This window comes from Chitinophaga sp., from assembly GCF_017745275.1.
In the GTDB taxonomy this organism is placed as follows: Bacteria; Bacteroidota; Bacteroidia; order Chitinophagales; family Chitinophagaceae; genus Chitinophaga.
The window spans coordinates 473,173-494,128 of the sequence record NZ_JAGHZS010000002.1; the positions used below are offsets into that span (position 1 = coordinate 473,173).

Genomic DNA, 20,956 nt, shown 5'->3' on the forward strand with positions numbered 1-20,956 from the left:
CATGAAGAAGAAAGTCATTTTTATTGTTGTCTCTGCCGGGATTATCTGTCTCATTGCATTCAGATTATTTTCCAACAAGAAAAAAATCAATGAAAGCAGCAGGGCCGCCAGGGAGGAAGGTTTTAGTATCCCGGTTTCAACGGCTGTAGTTACAGCGGAACAACTCAGCGTTAGTCTTATTAAGACGGGACTGATCATACCATTCAGGGAGGCGAAAGCACTATCTATGTCCAGCGGTAATGTGACCAGCCTGCGTTTTAAGCTGGGGGATCATGTGTCCCGCGGGCAGCTGCTGGCTTTAATTGATACGCATATCCTGGAATTAGATCTCCGGAAAAAGGAGTCGCTGGCAATTAAGTTGAAACGTGACTTGCAAACATATACAGATCTGCTGGAAGCAAAAGCTGCCACACAGGAGAAAGTAAATGAACTTCGTCAGAATTACAGCGATGCAGAAAACCAGGTGCAACAGGTGCGCAAACAAATTGCAGATGCTGGTGTCCGGGCTCCTACGAGCGGAATTATCAGCGCTAGGTTGGTGGAAGAAGGTATGTATGTGGGCGTTGGGGGAGAGATTGCTTCCATTGTAGATCTTTCCAGTATTAAAATCCAGGTGGACCTGACAGAAAGTGAAGTATACCAGGTTGCTTTAGGATATAAAGTCAAACTAACCACAGCTGTATATCCCGGGCAGTCTTTCAGAGGAGTGGTGTCATACATCAGCCCACAGGCTAACCAGGCCTATAACTATATGGTAGAAATTACGGCTGATAATAATGAGCATCACGTGTTGAGATCAGGCACTTTTGTTACCGCTGATTTTTCCCGTGAAACGACCCGCATGGTAATGTTGACACCCAGGGAAGCGCTGAATGAAACAACCCCGGATGCTTCCGTATACCTGGCAAAAAATGGCCGCGCAATTTTGCAGCGTATCCGCACCGGTGGGGAAAGTAATGGAAAAGTATATGTACTGGAGGGATTAACTGCCGGCGACAGCGTTATCACATCCGGACAAATTAACCTTCGGGATGGCGCACGAATCAATATTTCAAAATAATTTTCCCGACATGTCAGTAACTGAATTAGCCATTAAAAGACCATTGCTGCTGATTGTAGTATTTACTATCCTGATTTTTTTTGGGGTGCAATCTTATTTTAAGTTGAATTACAACTTAATCCCGAGAATTGATATGCCTACAGTGTCCGTTAGTACGCTGTACCCGGGTGCATCTGCGTCGGAAGTACAAACGAATGTTACAAAGAAGCTGGAGGATGCTTTTTCTGCAGTGGAAGGACTGGACCAGATTAAATCAGTTTCCCGGGAAGGCGTTTCGGTGATCACGGTATCTTTCAAAAGTGGCACAGATATCAACAGGGCGGAACGTGAGTTGCAACGTCAGGCTGATCAATCCGTTAATGATTTGCCGCAGGAAGCAAAGCGGCCGTTGGTAAAAAAAGTGAACATAGAAGAGACACCGGTTATTAAGGCTGGAGTAACAGCTGATATGACGCCCCGGAATCTTTATGACCTGGCAGATAAACAATTGAAGCCGGTATTGCAGAATGTTACCGGGGTAGGAGAAGTGAATATTATTGGTGGTGATGAAAGGCAGATACAGGTGAAGGTGGATCAGGCGAAGTTACTTGCTTATGGGGTGTCTATTACCAATATTACGCAGGCGATCAGTAGCGCGAACCTTTCTTATCCGGCCGGCAGCATTGAAACAGAACATCAGCAGCTCTCCATCCGCTACGATGCCAATATGGTTTCCCTGGAGGAATTAAATCGTCTTACTATCGGGCGGCAGCCGGGTAAAGGAGCTATTTACCTGAAAGATGTAGCCAGCGTAGTGGATGCTACTGCTAAAGCAACGGCCATTAATCACATCAATGGTTTACCGTCTATCGGGATACAAATTATAAAGCAGGGAGATGCGAACGCCGTTAACGTGAGCGCCCAGGTAAAAAAAACATTCGCAAAAATGACAGAGCAGTATAAAGCCCATCAGTTGAAGTTTAACATTTCTTCAGATCAGAGTATTTTCACGCTGCATGCTGCCAATTCGGTTATGTTTGATCTGGGCCTGGCCATTGTTATCGTGGGATTTGTGATGCTGGCTTTTCTGCATAGCCTCAGAAGCGCTGTTTTCGTAATGCTGGCGCTTCCTGCTTCCATTATTCCTACATTCACAGCCATGTATTTGCTGGGTTTCTCCCTTAACCTGATGACGCTGATGGCAATGTCGTTGGTGGTAGGCATATTGGTAGATGATTCCATTGTTGTGCTGGAAAACATATACCGGCATATGGAGATGGGAGCGGATAAGCGACGGGCGGCGCTGGAAGGTCGCAATGAAATAGGATTTACAGCACTCGCTATTACGTTGGTAGATGTGGTGGTATTCCTGCCGCTGGCATTGACGGGAGGAATGATTGGCGCCATTCTCCGGGAGTTCTCACTGGTGGTGGTATTTTCCACATTGATGAGCCTGATCGTTTCTTTCACTATCACGCCGGTGTTGGTAAGCCGCTTTGGTAAACTGGAAGTGTTAAACGACACTTCACTTTGGAAGAAAATGAATCTCGCTTTCGAAAAAGGGATAGAAAATTTACAGCAGGAATATGGGCGTTTACTGGCCAGGATACTCCACCGGAAACGATGGCTGCTGCTTGTAACAATGGTACTCATTGCAGGGGCTGTTGCATTGGTGCCAGCCGGTTTTATTGGTGCAGCATTTATGCCGAAAACAGATCAGAATACCCTTGTTGTTAACATAGAATTAGAACCTGCTGCTACCATCTATAAAACAAACCTCCTTGCTCAGCAGGCGGAAGAAATGATACTTTCACATCCGGAGGTGGAAAAGGTATTCTCCAGCATCGGCTTTGTTAGCGGCAGTGTGGCGGGGGCGGGGGATAATGCAAACCTGGCGGAATTAACGCTGACGCTGGTGGACAGTAAACAGCGCAAGCTATCCTCCGAGGAATTCGGCGCACTTATCCGGCAGCAGTTGAGCAGTATCATTGCGGGAGGAAAGTTCACGATATCCGCCACCAGTATCACCGGGAATGTAAGTGCGGCGCCTATAGATATTGCCATAAAAGGTGTATCCGTTGAAGAGGTGCGGAAAGTGGCGGAGGCCTATAAAAAAGTGGTGGAGAGCATTCCTGGAACGGAATACGTAAAACTTTCAGTGAAAGACAGGAAGCCTGAAGTAAGTATTAAGCTGGACCGGGAGAAAATGAGTATGATGGAACTTGACGCCCGCCAGGTAGGTACTGCCTTGCAAAATTCATTTGCCGGTATTAAGGCCAGCCAGTTTAAACAAAGCGGTAATGAATATGATATTTGGGTAAACTTCAATCGCATAAACCGCGCGGATATCCAGGATGTGAGAAAACTCCCTTTTGTTAACACGGCCGGTAAAACGATCCTGTTAAGCCAGTTTGCAGATGTTACGGAATCGCTTGGGGAAACCTCCCTGGAGCGGTTGGACAGGCTGTCTGCTATCAACGTTCAGTCAAATGTAATGGGCCGGCCTACGGGCACTGTTGCAGATGAAATAAAGAAGAAAGCCGGATCTGTAAAACTACCGGAAGGAATACAGGTAACATTCCTGGGGGATACCAAGAACCAGGGAGAAGCATTTGGTAGCCTGATGTTGGCGCTGCTGACGGCTTTCCTTCTCGTGTATTTAATCATGGTGGCGCTGTACGAAAATGCAGTGTATCCTTTCATTGTGTTATTCTCTATCCCGGTAGCCCTGATCGGGGCGCTCCTGGCCCTTGCGCTGATGATGGAGAACCTGAACATTTTTACTATCATCGGTATGATCATGTTATTAGGACTGGTGTCGAAAAATGCGATATTGATTGTTGACTTCGCAAATAAGCTGAAAGCAGAAGGCCATCCTGTAATGAAGGCATTGGTGCTGGCCGGTACAGAGCGCCTGCGGCCTATCCTGATGACAACCCTTGCAATGATCTTTGGGATGCTGCCTATTGCCGTTGCGAGCGGCGCTGCCTCGGAAATTAAAAATGGTATGGCCTGGGTGATCATCGGCGGATTGACCAGTTCAATGGTGCTCACCTTATTTGTAGTGCCCTGTATGTATTTGATTGTTGATAGTATGATACACCGCTTCCGGAGAAAGTCCGGCTCAAAGTAGTCACCCATAACGCCTGTTAACGCGGTAAGCCTTACTCACCCCCATGAACATCCCTCCGGTGATGTTTTGATTTAACACCTGGTTTTAGTATAAAATGTACCCCATTTGCTATAAAAAGAAAAATGTGCAACAACAATATTTTTTTCTTTGCCAATGTAGGGTTGTAAATGCTTTTATACTCAAATAAATCTTGGAATATGTGCAGGTGTCAGAAGATTCAATTAGCCACCGTTTTTATGTCGGTAATTACTACGGTTGCGTACTCACAAACCCGGCAGGATAGCATTACAGGGAAGGAGAAATTTCCAGACAGTATTCGTCAGAAAGCTGTGGCATTTGCGGCAAACAAATTTGCCATTGCACGACCGCTGAATATTGAGTTTACTACTGTGCGGCCATATACTTACACGTTGAATCCCCAGGAAAAATCGTTCCTGCCAGGCGGGAAGGTGACCAGCTTTAGTCAACTTAAGGTAAGTTCAAATATTAATTTTCTCAGAAGGCAGCGCTGGATGTTAGGCGCAACAGTAGATTACCGGTTCTATAGTATCGGTACAGAGATAACGGATCCTTCTGCTAATACAGGCAAGTCATACTATAATAATTATCATTATTACACCACTGCAATTAATTTCACTTACTTCGCAAAGCTTTTTGGGAAGACCGCCATTTATGGCGCCAGCTTAATGGGAGATGGCAGCGGGGACGGTTTTGAGCGGGTGAAGGGATTCATGTACGGTACAGTGGTGTTGAAGGCAGATGCCCGTACCAGGCTCACAGCAGGGGCGATGCTAAATGTTGGTCCTAATAATCAGCTGCCGGCTTTGCCGGTATTTACCTACGAACGGAAATTCAGGAATGATTTTGTACTGGATATTTTATTGCCAAAGCAGCTTCTTCTCCGTAAATACTTTTCCAATAAATCCAGGTTGTCTGTAGGTGGAGAAATGGACCAGACGCACTTTTTCCTTAAGAACGTAACTTTGTTGAACCCGGCGGTAAAGTATGAATTTCAGCAGGTAAATGTAAATGCAGGACTTACCTATGAACGCCTGTTGGCGAATAAATTTGTCCTTACTTTTCGTACAGGCGCAAGAGTGCCTTTCAATGGAAGATTTTATGAAAAGAATGATGTAAAGAATCCGGTCTTCAAAGTTTCTTCAGGTACGAATTTATATTTTAATGTTGGCGTGTCATTTAATCCGTTTATAAAGAAAAAGAAATAGCAGAGCGGGTCAATGATTTAAGTGGCATTGCGTAATAAAATAAGCACGCTGAGTGCACTCTATTAATACCGGCTTAATCTTCTTTTAACAGGCGGTTAATCCTGCTATATTCTACTGCCTCCTCTATGCTGTTTACCTGGAATTTGCGCAGGATGTTCATCCGGTGTGCTTCTATTGTACGGATGCTGATATTCAGCGATTCTGCGATGTCTTTGTTATTACGTCCCTGGCTGATCATTCGCATAATTTGTTCCTCGCGGCGGGAGAGGGAGATGTCCGGTGTACCACCGTTGCCGGCTGTTTGGCGGGCATCCAGGTATTTCTTTACGAGTATGTCGCTTACTTCTCCGATGAAGTAATACCTCCCCTGGTGAATGGTACGGATGGCGTTGAGAAATATTTTGTTGCTGGTATCTTTCAGGATATAACCGCTGGCGCCCATTTCCAGGGCCGCTGCTACATAGTCGGGTTCATCAAAGAGGCTGAAGAAAAGAATTCTGCCACGGGGATTTTTCTCCAGGAGACGGGTGCTTGTTTCCAGTCCGTTCATTCCGGGCATGCGGATGTCCATGATGATAACATCCGGTTGTATTTCTGATAGTTGTTGTATGGCATCTTCGCCACTGCTGGCTTCGCCGGTTACTTCCATATCAGTTTCGCTGTTGATCAGCTGCTTTAAGCCATTACGGAATATTTCATGATCATCCACTAAAAAAACGCCTATCTTTTTCATTGCTAAAATGTTAGTGCTAACTGTATAATTGTTCCGGTGCCGGGCTGTGAATCAATCAGGAGTGTTCCTCCCAGCAATTCTGCCCTTTCTTTCATATTACGGATACCGTTTACTTTCCTGGCCTGTTCGTTAGAGTAAAGCTGTTGGCTGTCGAAGTGAAAGCCTTTGCCATTGTCTCTTACAGTTAGCTGCAGGAAGTTGGCGGCGCCGTCAATATCTATTTCAATGATATCTGCATTTGCATGCTTAATGGCATTGTTTAATGACTCCTGCAAGATACGATAAACGCCTGTTTTAACTTCTTTCGGCAATGTGGCCGCGGATAGGGTTTCTTCCAGCCGGAAGTCGATTCCCGGTGCGGTTTGTCGGCATAGCCTGAGCAGCTCATCGATGGCGGCTCTTAGTCCAAAGTCTTCCAGCACACTGGGCAGCAGGTCCGCGCAGATACGTTTGGTTTCGTTGATAATACTGTACATCATCGTATTTACCAGGGCAATTTCAGGATCATGTTGCATGCTGCGGTCTTCTATCTGTTCCAGTTTCATCCGCAGACTGGTCAGCATTTGCCCGATACCGTCGTGTATTTCCGCGGCAATCCGTTTACGTTCTTTTTCCTGCCCGTTGATAATAGAATAGGACCGGATGCGTTGCTCCATTTCCTGGCGCAGCAGTTTTTCCTGGTTAGCCAACTGTACTTCTTCTGTTAACCTGCGGGCCCGTTCCTGTGCATCCACCAATCCCCGGATAATTTTGCGGATACGGGTAGATAATGGGTAAAATATGAGGCCAGCTTCCAGCATCAGGGTAAACAGTACCAGTCCCAGCACGATGTATTCAATCTCCTTCAGGTTGCGGATACGTTCCTTCGAAATACGGTCATAGTCAAATACAATCAGTTCCATACCCAGCAGGTATGATTTCTCATAGGCCAGTATAGTTTGTACATATGGGCGTATATGCGATGCCGTAAACGTGGTGTCCTGATTCAGTACCGTGATCATGTTGCTGGCGGCATTCCATATTTCCTGGTGCGGATTACGGATGATTTCAAACATCTGCTTCAGTTCATCCTGGTCGTTTGCCGGCAGGTTAAGGAAATTGCTGCCAGACTGTAAGCCTTCGTGGGATTTCTGCCACTGCTTCAGTGTATTTATAAATTCTTTCCGGTTGTCCTCTATATCGCGGCCCGACTCCAGTAACAGTGCCAGCTTGCTGAGGGTTTGGCTGTAAGTGCGCAGCCTGGCTGCGAAGTTGATCACATGGGCGTCGTTCATCTGGTGGCTCAGCGCCTGTTGGATCTTTATCTGGCTGAATACAGACAATAATGCAATAGTGGTGAGCGCCACCGCATAAAGGATGGTGAAGATCTTAAAAATACTTCTGTCTTCTGATACAGGATGCATAATGGTAAAGATAATCAAAACCCGCACTCACCTTGGCTATACGGCAATATGTTTTTCCAGTTCGGCGTGTTTCAGCTCATCGGCAGTACCATCCAGCACCATCCGGCCACGGTCCATAAAATAGTAATGATCTGTTACCTGGTTGGCAAAGTCAATTTTCTGTTCCACCAGTAAAACAGACAGCCCTTTCTCCTGCACTAGCTGTTTAAGAATGCTGCCGATCTCCTGTGCAATGGAAGGTTGTATCCCCTCTGTAGGTTCGTCAAGCAGGAGGAGGGATGGAGCGCTGACCAGCGCCCGCGCAATAGAAAGCTGCTGTTGCTGTCCTCCGCTGAGGTTTCCGCCTGCACGTTTTCGGAAATCTTTCAGTATAGGAAACAGCTGGTAGATTTCTTCTTCCGGGATTTTCGCTTTGCGGTTGGGATGTGCTTCCAGTCCCAGTAGCAGGTTTTCATATACGGAAAGCTTCGGAATAATTTCCCGGCCCTGCGGTACATAGGCGATGCCTGCTTTTGCTTTTTTATACGGCGGCAGGGAGGTAATGTTTTCATCATTGAAAATAATGCTGCCGTCCTGCGCGGGGAGCAGGCCCATGATGGTTTTTAACAGGGTGGTTTTTCCTACGCCATTACGTCCCATTACAGTAGTAATGGCGCCTTTTTTTACCGCAAGGCTGGTGCCACGTAAAATGATGCTCTGCCCGTAGGCAGCGGAGATATTGTTAACGGTTAATACGGGTGTGTTACTCATAATGTTTCAAGTTGTGCGTTAGTACGTCCCAAATAACAATCTATCACCCGCTGATCGTTCTTCACTTCAGCAAAGGTGCCTTCCATGAGTCGTTTGCCGCGAACCAGTACGGTTACCAGCTCGTTGGCTATCTGTTCTACAAATTTCATATCGTGTTCTATCACAATAATGCTGTGAGATTTCGACAGCTCAAGCAGGAGGTTCCCTGTTTTCTCTGTTTCTTCGTCGCTCATGCCTGCTGCGGGTTCATCTATCAGCATCAAGGTTGGGTCCTGCAGCACTACGATGGCAATTTCCAGCCATTGTTTTTGTCCGTGCGACAGGTCGCCTGCAGGTTTATACATGACGTTGGTAAGGGATAGTTTCACGGCTACCTCGTGTATTTTTTCTTCCAGTGCGGGCGTAGATTTAAAGAACAGGGAGGTGAAGATATCTTTCTTCATTTTTGCGGCCAGCAACAGGTTGTCATACACGGTGAGCCCCGGAAATACGGACGGCTTCTGGAACTTCCGGCCAATGCCGGCTTCCGCTATTTTTACTTCTGACTTACCGAGTATGGATTTGCCGTTGAAGGTAATTTCTCCTTTGTCGGCTTTTGTTTTTCCGCAGATGATATCCAGGAAGGTGGACTTGCCGGCGCCATTAGGGCCGATGATTACCCGCAATTCCTTGTCGCGCAGGCTGAAGCGATCTAGGTTCAGTGCATGTACGCCGCCAAATGATACTGACAGATTATTTACGTTGAGCAGCATATCAATGAGTTTGAGATGTTTTAAGCCGGGTGGCGGAAAATTTCTTTCGGATGGTATCTCCCAGCCCCATAAATCCTTTGTCGAAATATAATACGGTGATTACAAACAGGAAGCCCAGGATGAACAACCATGAATCCGGGAATAAACTGGTGCAGATGCTGTAGAGGAAGTTTACCAGCAAGGCGCCTATCACTGCACCTTTCAGGTTGCCTCTGCCGCCGAGTGCTACCCACATCACCATTTCAACAGATGCTTTTACATCCATGCGCCCTGGTGTTATAATGCCTGTCTGGGGAAGGTACAGCATTCCGCCAACGGCTGCTAACAGTGCCGCCACTACGAAAACGGCCAGCTTGTAGTCCGTCACTTTATATGCGGTGTAGCTGACCCTCGATTCACTGTCGCGGATGGCCTGCAGCACTTTCCCAAACTTGGAATGCGTTATCCGGTAGCAGCAGTAATAAGCGGCACAGAGCATGGAAAGTGAGAGCAGGTATAATGCAAGTTTTACGGAAGAAGAGGACAGGGGGTAACCCAGGATGGTATTAAAATCGGTGATACCATTTGTTCCGCCCAGGTTGGTTTCATTCCGGAGAAATATCAGCCACATGGCCAATGTCAGCGCCTGTGTGATGATAGCCATGTATACACCTTTGATGCGGCTTCGGAACAATACCAGTCCAACAATGAAAGCAAATGCCGCGGGGATCAGCAGGCATAGTACTATAGACCACCCGAAAGAATGGAATGGTTGCCAGAAGAAAGGTAATGTATCTATTTTGTTCCAGGCCATGAAATCCGGCAGGGTTGCGCCTGACGCTACTGTTTTCTTCAGCAGCAGGTGCATGGCAATGCCGTAGCTGCCGAGGCAGAAGAAGAAGGCCTGGCACATAGACAAGATACCGGTATATCCCCAGATAAGATCAATACCCAATGCAGCTATCGCAAAGCAGAAGTATCGCCCCCATACGGAAATAGTGTTCACGGAAAGGAGGCCGGTCAGGTAGCCTGCTGGTAGCAGGATCGCGAAAAAAGTGATAAATAAAATATATAGGAGCGTGTTGTTTTTCGTTTTCATATTCCGTTTTTTTAATCTTCAGCTATGCGGCCTTTGTCGGGAAAGAGTCCTTTGGGTTTATACTGCATGAACAACATGATGAACATGAGGATAAATACTTTACCATATACTGCCTGAAAGAAGGATTCCGAGAGCTTTGTAAAGAAGCCAATGCCCAAACCGGAAACTATTGTTCCGGCCAGTTTGCCAACACCTCCGGTAACTACTACCAGGAAGGAGTCTACAATATAAGTCTGGCCCATATCAGGTACTACGTTTCCAATCAGTGTAATAGCACAACCGGCCAGCCCTGCAAGGCCCGAGCCGATAAAGAATGTGATGGATGCTACGCGCCTGGTTTCGATACCGAGGCAGGCGCTCATTTGCCGGTTCTGTGTAACTGACCTGATCTGTAAACCAAGCCTGGTACGGTAAAGCATCAGGTAGGTAAACAATACCATCAACATGGCCAGTACAATGATAAAAATACGGTTGTAAGGTAAAGTGAGATGTGGCGAAACCTGCCATCCACCGGATAATAGTTGTGGCGTTTTAACAGCAGTAAGATCACCGAATAATAAACGTGCGGTCTGTATCAGTATCAGGCTCACGCCCCAGGTGGCCAAAAGGCTTTCCAGTGGTTTGGCATACAGGTGACGGATTACCAGTCGCTCAAGGATCCATCCCAGTGAACCTGCCATCAGGAAGGAGAACGGCAGTGCAAAGAAGAAGAAAAGGTCTGTTTGCGGAATTCCCAGTGCTTTGGTGAATAAGAGCTGTGTGCAATAAGTGGTATAAGCTCCGATCATCATAAACTCACCGTGTGCCATGTTAATGATGCCGGCTAAACCATATACAATAGAAAGTCCCAGTGCTATGAGTACGAGGATACTGCCAAGGCTCAGGCCACTGAAGAAGTGTTGAACACGTTGCAGGTTATCATAGCGTTTTTCCAGGAGCACCGCTTTTGCCGCAGCATATTGGGCGGTTTCCTGGTTCAGGAAACCCGATCTGGCATAGTCCCTCAACAATGCAGGCGCGTTGTCGCTCCAGTTGTCGGCGATGCTGTCGATATAGGCGTTGGCGTTAGTTGCAGAGGATGCTTTGTATAGTTGTATCGCGTATAGTGCATCTTTCCCGGTGCGGAGCGCATCGGCGTTGCTTTCCTTTGCCAATGCAGCTTTCAGGATACGGAGGGTGATGCTGTCGCTTGTGTGTTTGAGCTGTGAGTAGGCAAGTATACGTTTTTGCGGGTCGTTGCTGAACAGGTTTAGCAGCGGCGCAATTCCTGCCAGTAGAAGGCGGTCGGCCCGCGGAATATCTACTGTTTTGAGGGCAGACAATGGTAACAGCAGCGGTTGCCCGCTGCTGTTGATAAGGAGGGTATTATTGGGGTAAAGGGAATAAAGCTGGTAGGTTCCTTTACTGGAAGAATCGCTGTTTATCGTCACCGCTTTATTGTCCAGCAGGTACAATTTTTTATCATTAATCGCCATCAGCAAAGGGAAGGTGGCCGGTATACGGAGCGCGGCCAGCCTGCCGATAGCCTGTGTGCGCACGGAGTCGGCCGGTGGTTGCAATAGCTGTGCGGTATAGATGGAGGCGCTGTCCTGCCCCGCCGAAAATAGCGGGAGCAGTAGGCAGCACATCAGCATCCGTAGTAAGGAAGTTCTCATTGCGTCGTTTTTGATAAGTTGGAAATAGCCAGTCTTCTATGAGTAATGTCCATTTATTTTTTAGCGTAGGTGCCGTTGTGGTTCACCCAGTCACAATCTTTATCAGGAGAGGTCAATGGCGACCATGGCTGCGGGTCTACCAGTCCCCCGGATTTCCAGATGATATCAAATTGTCCGTCGGGTTTGATTTCGCCGATCACTACGGGCTTTGCCAGGTGATGATTGCGTGGGTCCATTTTAACGGGGCCGTCAGGCGAATCGAAATCCAGGCTGTATAAAGCGTTGCGTACTTTCGATACATCGAAGGAACCTGCTTTTTCAGCGGCTTTTGCCCACAGGTATACGCCGGTGTAAGCCCAGCAGATGGGATCGTCAGTTACTCTTTTGTCGCCGCCGGGCAGGCCTTTTTTCGCGCAGAAGGCTTTAAAATCGGTCACAAATTTTTTGTTCTCCGGCAGGTCGTTCGACTGGAAGTAGTTCCATGCTGCGAGATGGCCTACCAGGAATTCGGTATCCATAGATCTGAGTTCATCTTCAGCTACAGAAAATGCCATGATCGGACACGTGGCGGAAGAGAGCCCCTGGTTGGCAAACTCTTTATAAAAAGGCACGTTGGAATCGCCGTTGATGGTAGAGAGGATGCAGGCTTTTCCATCTGCAGCAAAGCGTTTTACTTTAGAGATGATGGTTTGGTAATCCTGGTGATGGAATGGCGTATATTCTTCAATAATGTTTTCCTTCGGAATACCTTTAGAGAGGAGGTATGCTTTGAGTATTTTATTGGCGGTGCGGGGAAAAACGTAATCAGTTCCCAGCAGGTAGAACTTTTTGTAGCCGCCGCCTTTTTCACTCATGAGGTATTCGGCAGCAGGAATCAGTTGCTGATTAGGCGTTGCGCCGGTATAGATCACGCTGTTAGAACATTCTTCTCCTTCGTATTGCACCGGGTAAAAGAGCAGGCCATTGTTCTGTTCAAAAACCGGGAGTACTGATTTACGGGATACGGAGGTCCAGCAGCCAAATACGGCGGAAACTTTTTTATCAATCAGTAATTCTTTGGCTTTTTCCGCGAAGAGATCCCAATCTGATGCGGGATCTACAATTACCGGTTCTATTTGTTTGCCTAGTACACCACCTTTGGCATTGATTTCATCTACAGCCATCTGCACGGCATCTTTTAAAGACACTTCAGATATAGCCATAGTGCCGCTGAGAGAGTGGAGTACGCCTATTTTCACGGTTCCTTTTGTGGCGGAGGAGTCGCTGCTACCGGTTTTTCCGGCGCCGCTGTTACACGAAGAAAAGAGTGCGGTTGCGCCCAGCAGGAGGATGGATAGTTGATTCAGGAAAGCGTTTCTCATGTTGACTTATATTTTATAAAGAGATGATTGAATGTTTGATAATCAGAAAATGAAGAACTGAGCCTGAAGCCATACCTGTCCGAATGTTTTTTTCGTATAGTCGTCTGGTATAGTAGTGGCTACATTGTAAGTACGGGTGGTATAGGAGAGACGGAGGTTAGTGCCGGTGCCGTTAAAAAAGTAATTGAGCCCGCCTCCCATTACTGTGCTGGAGTTGAGTTTGTCAAAGTTTGCAGGCTTCACGGCGCCGGTTTGTGTTGGATCCGCGCTAACGTCCTGGTTCTCGTAGCGTATCCATGGTTGGAGTTTCGATTTTTTGAAATAGTAGCCAAGTTCCAGGAATTGAACCGTTTGTTTGGGAATGAGTGTGGCAAAGGAGTATTTGGAATCGGTTTGTGTACCACCGGTCATGTACTGGTAGGCTGCATTGAGCGTAATGGAGCCTGCATTGCCGAGAGGGTGGTCAAAAAATACATCGGTGCTGAGGTTGTAATAGTTCGCCTGTGCGTCTACACCGGCTGCCCAGGCCAACGTTTTGCCATTTCCCAGTTTGGTACCGGCGTAGTAATAATCTTTTTCAGCATCGAGGAAGTTATAGGCCACGCGACCTACAGTACGAAGGGGAGCACCACCATCCACATTGCGGCCGGTGAAGACACCCAGGCGGTATTCCAGTTTGTCGTTTGCAAGAAACCCGCGGGCGTTGATACCGAGATCACGTCCGAAGTTGCCCTGCAGCGGACTGTTAGCAAACAGGTTATACGGATACTGGAAGAAGGTAAAATCGTTGGCCATTAACCCGGCCGCGCCCTGTAGCCCGTTGCGATTATTGGATACCAGCTGCATACCTGCTATCAGCTGGAAGGCAGGGTTAAATGTGTATTCCAGTTGTGCGTCAAGGATGATAGGCGAAACTTTTACGTTCTTTTCTCCGTTGGATTGGACACCAATAGGTGAGGGTATTTCTGTTTCCATAAAGAAGCTGGCTTTTTTGGTGAGCTGTCCGCCAACCAACACCCTGGCACGATAAACAGAAAAGCCCTTGTTCCAGTCTTTTGCCGTTTTTTCGTTACTGGGAGCGCCAAATCCTGTTTGCTCCCCGGAGGCAAACATATGTACAATGGCGCCTACCTGGATGGATGGTTTAAAGGGTAGCTCCGACGACTGGAAAAGGGTAATGTTCCTGGAGCTGTCGTTGCTTGTATTTAAGGACGCTGGTAATTCAATTAAGTAACTGCCTCTCTTTTTCTTTCTGGGGGGATCGTTGTTTTCGGCTTTCACAATAAAGGGAGCAGTGGCAAACAGGAAGATAAATGTGGCTGAAAATTTCATAAAAGAAGTAATTAATAATTGAACAATGTACTTAAGTACTTTTTTGGTTGATCGATCATTGTACTTAAGTATAAAAGTAGAAGATTAATTTACTTAATTCATAAAATTTTTCTAAAAATGGATTAAAAACTGGCTATGTGTTGATTTTATTCATACATATATTTTTATATAATATGATATTGTTTTTGTTTGTTTTTATAATAAAATATTGATTTATAACTATTTATATGGAATATTACCACGAATATAAAATCCTAAGAAAAACTAGGTTGTCTTTAAAAAGTATTCATTATATAAATTTTATATATTTTGTATGACATGAAGAAGTGCCAGGGATATTTCCCCTGGCACTATCATAAGCCTTTCAGCGATGCCCGATTTTTGAACAAGGTTTAATCTGCTTCCTGTGACAAGGTGGAAATCTGATAGCCAATTACTTTATTGTATACTCCTTTAACGCCACCTGGGATAATCTGAAATAGCCATAGGCAAAGTTTTCGAAATGGGTCTGATTGATAATATTTCCTCTCACCGCACCAGGTGTAGTTTGAAACGGCCCACTTTGAGCCCCGGATGCTACCAGCAATTTTCTGAAATAGTCATAGTATCTCCTGGAAATTCCATACAGCCGGATGTTTATCGTATCTCCGGCCTTCAGGTCTTTGTCAGAAAAATATTCCTGCATCAGGTTGCCCTGACTCTTCTCATCATCTTGCGCTTTATAATCCGGGAATACCGAAACAGGTGACAGAATACGATGCAGATAATAATTTACCTCATCGCCATTATCCTGGTAGTAGTAAGAGATCTCTACTTCTTTGCCACCAAAACCGCCGTTGTTATCCTGTGTAATATTGTTTTCAATATCCGGAACAGCTAAACAGGTTTCGGTGGCGGTATACGTTTCCCCGTTTAATGTTACTTTTAACGCATAAGTTTCCCCGATAACCGGATGAAAGTTGGTGCAGATATATTCTCCTGTGCCTGGATTTTCTGTAAATCTAAAAACTGTATTTTCTGAATTTGTTATTACGATATCCGCTCCTGAAACTGTTGGAAATGTAGGACTGTAATACCCGGTGGTGGTAGAGAGTTTGATTTTCTGCTCACTGCCAGTGGTACCTTTTAACCAATCAATAGACGCATCAATTACCAATTTCGGAGCAGCCGTGTCCAGGTCCACCTGCACTACCTTTGTGCAGGACATTCCTAAAAAGCAGTATAAAGAAAGCAGGTATTTAAGTATATTTTTCATTTATCTATGATTAGCATTAAAATTTGAAATTGTAAGTCACGCCGGGTATAATACCGAAAATGGATATCCGCTTAGCTTCACTCACCCCTGTTTCCCTGTTTTGCTCGAACATAAGAGAGGCCGCGTTGTTTCTGCCATAAACATTGTAAATGCTGAATACCCATTCGCCTTTCCACCTTTTTTTGCTGTCAGGTTTTGGTGTATAGGTAGCCGATAGATCCAAATGATGATAAGCCGGAAGCGAATTGGCATTTCGCACGCCGTAATTGGCTACCGTTATTCCCTGGTATTGATATTTGCCGATCGGGTAGGTGGCTGCTTTCCCTGTCTGGTAAGTGAAGATGCCGCCAAAGCTCCATTTTCTCGTGAATTGATAAGCGCCCGTAAGGGAAAGATTATGTGTTTTATCGTAATTGGCACGATACCACTGGCCGTTGTTAATACCCGGTTCCTCCGCATTTCTTCCCGGTGTTCGCTGCTCTGCTTTAGACAGTGTATAAGAAAGCCAGCCAGTCAGTTTACCGGTATTTTTCTTCGCCATTAGCTCAAGTCCATAGGCTCTTGCTTCCCCATTCAGCAATACCTGTTCTATCGCTTTCTGGGCAATCAGTTCGGCCCCATCGATGTAATCTGCCTTGTTTTGAATTTTTTTGTAAAAAGCTTCCGTTTCCAGGGAATATTTATCATTGTTGAAATTTCTGAAGTAGCCAAATGCAAACTGGTCAAGGATTTCGGGCTTCAGATATTGATCGCTTGGCGCCCAGATATCCAGTGGGGAAACGGAGGCAGTGTTGGAAATTAAATGGATATATTGGCTCATCCGGTTATAACTGGCCTTAATGGATTGGTTGTTATTGATGGCATAAGAAACTGCCAGGCGGGGTTCCAGGTTTCCGAACCCAATAATTTTTTCGTTTTTATTGTATAATGTTACACCCGTAGGCGTGCCTTGCTCATAAATTTGTAACTGGGGATTGAAAACAACGGCCTGGTTCTTATCATAAGTATTTACATGCTGTTCCCCCAACCGCAGAAAGTAGCTATATCGCAGCCCGTAAACCAATGATATTTTATCCGACAGTTTTTGATCGGCACTTACATACAGCGCATTTTCCCAAGCATATTTTTTTTCAATCTGGTCAGGATTAACAGGCGATTTGGCATCCATTGGTTTTATTGTGCCGGGATTGAATTGGTAGTAGATAGAGTTGATGCCATAATTCAATGCCAGCTTGTCCGACAGCTGATGGGTAAAGTCATACTTAAGATTGTAGTTACGGATGTTCGATGTCCAGTCAATGCCAACGTATTTTATTTTCAGGCCATAGTCGTATTTGCTGTAGATGACCGATGCATTGGAAAATAGTTTGTCAGAGAAGTTGTGATTCCAGCGAAGATTAAAGAAGGAGTTTGAATAATTGTTGCTGAAAAAATTGCTGAAATCCATTTTATCTTTCCCGAAATATCCTGAAAGAAAGATCCTGTTGTTGTCATTGAACTTATAATTGAGTTTGGCATTCAGGTCATAAAAAGAAATGGAGTTGGGGTTGTTCGCCAGTTTCATAAATAAATGAGCATAGGAGGTACGACCAGCAACAACGAACGAACCTTTATCTTTTACAATCGGACCTTCTGCGAGTAGCCTGCTGGAAATAGCCCCAATTCCACCCGTTACGTGATATGATTTATTGTTTCCTTCTTTTTGATAAATATCCAGCACAGAAGAAGTACGCCCGCCAAAGTTAGCCGGTATGCCGCCTTTATACAATTTCAAATCTTTAATTACATCTGCATTAAAAACGGATAAAAATCCGAACAGGTGTGAAGTATTGTAAATAACCGCTTCGTCTAACAATATCAGGTTGCCGTCAACCGAACCGCCCCTGACGTTAAAGCCTGTTGCACCTTCCTGTGCAGTGGAAACGCCCGGAAGTTGCAGCACCGCTTTCAAAATATCTACTTCACCCATCACCGCCGGCATTTTCCTGATAGTGGCAATAGAGAGTTTGTTCACACTCATTTCTGGTTTTCGGATATTGCTGGCTGAACTGTTGTATTTTACAACTACTTCATCTAAGGTTTTACTTTTCTCCGCCATCGAAAAATCTTTCTTTAAGTTTTTGGTCAGCGAAATATGTTCTTCAATACTTTCAAATCCTATACAGGTGATAACGATGGTATAGGCTCCTTTCGGCAGGGTGACAGCATAATAGCCATAAGCATTGGTAACTGTTGATACCTTTGCTTCCGGAATGAAAATGCTTGCACCGATGATTGTTTCGGTACTTGTTTTCATATTGATGATTCCACTCAAAGTGACTTTCTCCTGTGACCAGGCCTTGCATGAAATGGCTATCAGTAACAGCGTATGAATGATCTTGTATTTCATCTTTTAAAATAGATTTAACAATTGTAGCTTGAACACAAAACTATTCCTTAGGATAACCACCTTTTTTTAATTATACCAAACGCAGTACCTTTTATATCAAAGCATACAGCAGTACTACAAAATATATTTCCTGTTTAATACGTTTTTCCCGCGCTTCGCGCTTTTGTATAAAAAGCACGGACTTTCGTATAAAAAACAGGTCAGATCATCATTTTAAGTGTTAAGTTTGCGTTATACAAGGTTATAAATGAATGATTTTACACGTCAGCAGTTTATTAGTGAAAATGTGCTTTTCCGTTTCCTGATTTCCCCCAACCACAGGATCTTCCGGCATTTGCTCCTCATTGTTTTTATTGGTATTGTGTTGTACAAAAGCGCTGCTGTAATTGACAACCCGATGGCGGTATTTGTATATTTTATTGCACTGTTCTATGTGAATATGTATGTGCTGGTGCCAAAGCTTTTGTTCAGGAACAGGAATATTGCTTACGGCTTATCTGTGCTGGGTATCCTTATTGTAGTGGCTGTTTGTGGCCATTTTTTTAATCCTTTTAATAATGAAAACGGGGTGAACATTCCACTTTTCTCTTTTCTTACTGTGCTGCTGTTGGCGGCTTCGGCTTCTATAAAACTGTTTCAAAAGGGAATGATGGACAAGCAATTGATTTACGAGCTTAAACAATCAAAAACGTACGCAGAGTTAGAGCAGTTGAAAAACCAGATCAACCCGCATTTTTTGTTTAATATGCTGAACAATGCCAATGTGCTGACGAAGAAAGATCCGGATAAAGCCTCGCAGGTTTTAATGAAGCTGAGCGATTTACTTCGTTACCAGCTTTATGACAGTGCAAGAGATAAGGTATTGTTAACTTCGGATATTCATTTCCTGGAAGATTTTTTAAATTTGGAAAAAGTAAGGCGGGACAGTTTTGATTTTCTGATTTCGAAAGAAGGAGATTTGAGCGGTGTGCAAATTCCTCCTTTGCTATTCATTCCATTCGTGGAAAATGCGGTGAAGCATAATAATGATGCGGGAAAATCGTCTTATGTAAACCTGTATTTCGATGTCAGGAACGATGAACTGTTTTTTAAATGCGTCAACTCCAAACCCATGCTTAAACCCGTTAACAACACAGGCGGATTAGGATTGGCAAATGTAAAACGAAGACTGGAGCTGTTATTCCCTGCAACACATCGTTTGAATATTGATGATGACTCCGACAGGTATTGCGTAACATTAACCATAAAGCTATGAAATGTATTATTATAGATGATGAACCATTAGCAAGAGAAGCCATAGAGATGTTGATCGACCAGACTGATGACCTGGATTTAATTGGTTCATTCAGTAGCCCGGAAACGGTTACCGGTTTTATGGAAAGCAATGCTGTTGATTTAATCTTTCTGGATATACAAATGCCGGGGTTTAACGGAATTGAATTTGCCCGCACCATTCCGAAAGAAACATTTGTGATTTTTACCACTGCCTATGCTGAATTTGCTACCGACAGCTACGAGGTGGATGCAATTGATTACCTGATAAAGCCTGTAAAGCTGGTACGCTTTCAGAAAGCGGTTGAAAAAGCACATACTTACGCCAGGTTATTCAAGGCAGATTACGCGAATAATAATATTGAACAGGTAGCAGACGACTATTTCTTTGTGAAAGCAGACCGGAGAATTTTTAAGGTCTATTTCAACAACATCCTTTTCATTCAGGGGTTAAAAGATTACGTGGTGATGCACAGCGATAATCAGAAGGTCATTACGGCAATGAATATCAAAACTATTTACGACCAGTTACCGAAGGATATGTTTGTGAGAGTAAGTAAATCCTATATCATCAATGTGAAGCATATCGATTCTGTGGATAACAACACCGTATATATAGGTACCAACGAGATCCCTATCGGAAGTATTTACAGGGATTTCTTTTTTAATGAATTTGTAACAAAAAAGATCATGGGCAGGTAATCTCCCCGCGAAATTATAAGTGATAGCCCCAAAAAGTCGCGTAATTTCAGCGAAATTTCTTTTTATTAAAATCAAATTTTTATTTTTAACCCGGCAGGCTCACTGGCAAGCTACCATTTGTGGTAATGTAGCCGGTTAGCAGGCGTGCCAGCTTGCGGGATTAAATGAGCATGTAGCGTGGTGAAAGGTACCAGCAATTTCCTTTGGTTTGACAATTAGTATTAAATTTATCCTTGCTTCAGAGGAGGTGCCATCTGAACAATATTGCGCTGCATCATGACGGAACAGGAATCAATCAAAAAGCTTGCCCTCAGTGATAAAGAGGCGTTTACGGCCATTTACCTGGAGTACCATGGAGGCATCTATAATTACCTGCTCAAGTTTACCAAGAACCCGGTATTGACGGAAGACCTGGTGCATGATGTATTTCTAAAGCTATGGGAAGCCAGGAAACAGTTGGACATCAAGGTGTCTTTCTCCGCTTATTTATATAGGATCGCCCGGAATGTTGCGTTAACGCAGTTAAATCGTATTGCCTTGTTTGAAACCATCCGGGAGGAGGTAATGCATCGGGTTTCGCTTGGTATTAATGACCAGGCCCTGATGAATGAGATAGAGGCAAAACAGTATGAAGAACTGCTCCGGCAAGCCATTGACCAGTTGCCCGCCCAGCGCAGGGAAGCTTTTATCCTGTGCCGGCAGCAGGGAAAAAGTTATGAGGAAGCTGCCTCTTTGATGAACATTTCCCGTAATACGTTCAAGCAACATTTGTCCCTGGCCGTAAAATCTATTAAAGAGTACCTGCTGGAGCACGGCAATATTTCATTGCTGATACTGCTGGTATCCCTGAAATAAATTTTTTTTTGGTCGCATCCA

General features: G+C 44.9%; 16 protein-coding genes. 6 read left to right on the top strand and 10 right to left on the bottom strand.

The window, feature by feature from the left end; genetic code table 11:
* The first annotated feature begins 1 nt into the window (after position 1).
* The 3 genes from J7623_RS07655 to J7623_RS07665 all read left to right on the top strand — a co-directional run bounded on the left by J7623_RS07655 (position 2) and on the right by J7623_RS07665 (position 5,398).
* On the top strand, positions 2 to 1,060 hold the full coding sequence (locus J7623_RS07655; RefSeq protein ID WP_291919176.1) for an efflux RND transporter periplasmic adaptor subunit: 1,059 nt from the start codon (positions 2 to 4) through the stop codon (positions 1,058 to 1,060).
* Positions 1,061 to 1,070: 10 nt separating this feature from the next.
* Positions 1,071 to 4,172, top strand: coding sequence for an efflux RND transporter permease subunit (locus J7623_RS07660; protein ID WP_291919178.1), 3,102 nt, complete (start codon positions 1,071 to 1,073; stop codon positions 4,170 to 4,172).
* Positions 4,173 to 4,408: 236 nt separating this feature from the next.
* Positions 4,409 to 5,398: a hypothetical protein gene (locus J7623_RS07665; protein ID WP_291919181.1), complete on the top strand. Its 990-nt coding sequence runs from the start codon at positions 4,409 to 4,411 to the stop codon at positions 5,396 to 5,398.
* A gap of 73 nt (positions 5,399 to 5,471) precedes the next feature.
* On the opposite strand, the gene J7623_RS07670 is transcribed toward J7623_RS07665, so the two are convergent.
* The 10 genes from J7623_RS07670 to J7623_RS07715 all read right to left on the bottom strand — a co-directional run bounded on the left by J7623_RS07670 (position 5,472) and on the right by J7623_RS07715 (position 18,106).
* Positions 5,472 to 6,131, bottom strand: coding sequence for a response regulator transcription factor (locus J7623_RS07670; protein ID WP_291919183.1), 660 nt, complete (start codon positions 6,129 to 6,131; stop codon positions 5,472 to 5,474).
* Positions 6,132 to 6,133: 2 nt separating this feature from the next.
* On the bottom strand, positions 6,134 to 7,534 hold the full coding sequence (locus tag J7623_RS07675) for an ATP-binding protein (protein WP_291919185.1): 1,401 nt from the start codon (positions 7,532 to 7,534) through the stop codon (positions 6,134 to 6,136).
* A 36-nt stretch (positions 7,535 to 7,570) separates the two neighbouring features.
* The gene (urtE, locus tag J7623_RS07680; RefSeq protein WP_291919187.1) at positions 7,571 to 8,284 is read right to left on the bottom strand and encodes an urea ABC transporter ATP-binding subunit UrtE; all 714 of its coding nucleotides are present in this window, start codon (positions 8,282 to 8,284) and stop codon (positions 7,571 to 7,573) included.
* Complete coding sequence (gene urtD / locus J7623_RS07685) at positions 8,281 to 9,036, bottom strand: urea ABC transporter ATP-binding protein UrtD (RefSeq protein ID WP_291919190.1); 756 nt, start codon at positions 9,034 to 9,036, stop codon at positions 8,281 to 8,283. The genes urtE and urtD overlap by 4 nt, the downstream gene beginning before the upstream one ends.
* A gap of 1 nt (position 9,037) precedes the next feature.
* A complete protein-coding gene (urtC, locus tag J7623_RS07690) occupies positions 9,038 to 10,114 on the bottom strand; it encodes an urea ABC transporter permease subunit UrtC (RefSeq protein ID WP_291919191.1) in 1,077 nt (358 codons plus the stop codon).
* An 11-nt stretch (positions 10,115 to 10,125) separates the two neighbouring features.
* Positions 10,126 to 11,769, bottom strand: a complete 1,644-nt coding sequence (gene urtB / locus J7623_RS07695) for an urea ABC transporter permease subunit UrtB (RefSeq protein ID WP_291919193.1) — start codon at positions 11,767 to 11,769, stop codon at positions 10,126 to 10,128.
* Between the two features lie 53 nt (positions 11,770 to 11,822).
* Positions 11,823 to 13,130, bottom strand: coding sequence for an urea ABC transporter substrate-binding protein (gene urtA / locus J7623_RS07700; RefSeq protein ID WP_291919195.1), 1,308 nt, complete (start codon positions 13,128 to 13,130; stop codon positions 11,823 to 11,825).
* A 42-nt stretch (positions 13,131 to 13,172) separates the two neighbouring features.
* Positions 13,173 to 14,462: a hypothetical protein gene (locus tag J7623_RS07705; protein WP_291919197.1), complete on the bottom strand. Its 1,290-nt coding sequence runs from the start codon at positions 14,460 to 14,462 to the stop codon at positions 13,173 to 13,175.
* A 433-nt stretch (positions 14,463 to 14,895) separates the two neighbouring features.
* Entirely contained in the window at positions 14,896 to 15,717 is an 822-nt protein-coding gene (locus J7623_RS07710; RefSeq protein ID WP_291919199.1) for a DUF4249 domain-containing protein, read from the bottom strand.
* 16 nt (positions 15,718 to 15,733) lie between these two features.
* Positions 15,734 to 18,106 (bottom strand): TonB-dependent receptor, encoded by a 2,373-nt coding sequence (locus tag J7623_RS07715; protein ID WP_291919201.1) that lies wholly within the window; start codon positions 18,104 to 18,106, stop codon positions 15,734 to 15,736.
* Positions 18,107 to 18,353: 247 nt separating this feature from the next.
* Between J7623_RS07715 and J7623_RS07720 the strand changes: the two genes are divergently transcribed.
* The 3 genes from J7623_RS07720 (at position 18,354) to J7623_RS07730 (ending at position 20,935) form a co-directional block, all read left to right on the top strand.
* Complete coding sequence (locus J7623_RS07720) at positions 18,354 to 19,361, top strand: histidine kinase (protein ID WP_291919203.1); 1,008 nt, start codon at positions 18,354 to 18,356, stop codon at positions 19,359 to 19,361.
* The gene (locus J7623_RS07725; RefSeq protein ID WP_291919206.1) at positions 19,358 to 20,080 is read left to right on the top strand and encodes a LytTR family DNA-binding domain-containing protein; all 723 of its coding nucleotides are present in this window, start codon (positions 19,358 to 19,360) and stop codon (positions 20,078 to 20,080) included. Before J7623_RS07720 ends, J7623_RS07725 begins: the two co-directional genes overlap by 4 nt.
* A gap of 276 nt (positions 20,081 to 20,356) precedes the next feature.
* Positions 20,357 to 20,935, top strand: a complete 579-nt coding sequence (locus J7623_RS07730; RefSeq protein ID WP_291919208.1) for an RNA polymerase sigma factor — start codon at positions 20,357 to 20,359, stop codon at positions 20,933 to 20,935.
* Positions 20,936 to 20,956: the final 21 nt, after the last annotated feature.

Bases quoted from the DNA above. Each gene is read 5' to 3' on its own strand.
- J7623_RS07675 (WP_291919185.1), bottom strand. From the start codon at position 7,534: ATGCATCCTGTATCAGAAGACAGAAGTATTTTTAAGATCTTCACCATC.
- J7623_RS07725 (WP_291919206.1), top strand. From the start codon at position 19,358: ATGAAATGTATTATTATAGATGATGAACCATTAGCAAGAGAAGCCATA.
- J7623_RS07655 (WP_291919176.1), top strand. From the start codon at position 2: ATGAAGAAGAAAGTCATTTTTATTGTTGTCTCTGCCGGGATTATCTGT.
- J7623_RS07670 (WP_291919183.1), bottom strand. From the start codon at position 6,131: ATGAAAAAGATAGGCGTTTTTTTAGTGGATGATCATGAAATATTCCGT.
- urtE (WP_291919187.1), bottom strand. From the start codon at position 8,284: ATGAGTAACACACCCGTATTAACCGTTAACAATATCTCCGCTGCCTAC.
- urtB (WP_291919193.1), bottom strand. From the start codon at position 11,769: ATGAGAACTTCCTTACTACGGATGCTGATGTGCTGCCTACTGCTCCCG.
- J7623_RS07730 (WP_291919208.1), top strand. From the start codon at position 20,357: ATGACGGAACAGGAATCAATCAAAAAGCTTGCCCTCAGTGATAAAGAG.
- J7623_RS07705 (WP_291919197.1), bottom strand. From the start codon at position 14,462: ATGAAATTTTCAGCCACATTTATCTTCCTGTTTGCCACTGCTCCCTTT.
- J7623_RS07715 (WP_291919201.1), bottom strand. From the start codon at position 18,106: ATGAAATACAAGATCATTCATACGCTGTTACTGATAGCCATTTCATGC.
- J7623_RS07710 (WP_291919199.1), bottom strand. From the start codon at position 15,717: ATGAAAAATATACTTAAATACCTGCTTTCTTTATACTGCTTTTTAGGA.
- J7623_RS07720 (WP_291919203.1), top strand. From the start codon at position 18,354: ATGAATGATTTTACACGTCAGCAGTTTATTAGTGAAAATGTGCTTTTC.
- urtD (WP_291919190.1), bottom strand. From the start codon at position 9,036: ATGCTGCTCAACGTAAATAATCTGTCAGTATCATTTGGCGGCGTACAT.
- J7623_RS07660 (WP_291919178.1), top strand. From the start codon at position 1,071: ATGTCAGTAACTGAATTAGCCATTAAAAGACCATTGCTGCTGATTGTA.
- urtA (WP_291919195.1), bottom strand. From the start codon at position 13,130: ATGAGAAACGCTTTCCTGAATCAACTATCCATCCTCCTGCTGGGCGCA.
- urtC (WP_291919191.1), bottom strand. From the start codon at position 10,114: ATGAAAACGAAAAACAACACGCTCCTATATATTTTATTTATCACTTTT.
- J7623_RS07665 (WP_291919181.1), top strand. From the start codon at position 4,409: ATGTCGGTAATTACTACGGTTGCGTACTCACAAACCCGGCAGGATAGC.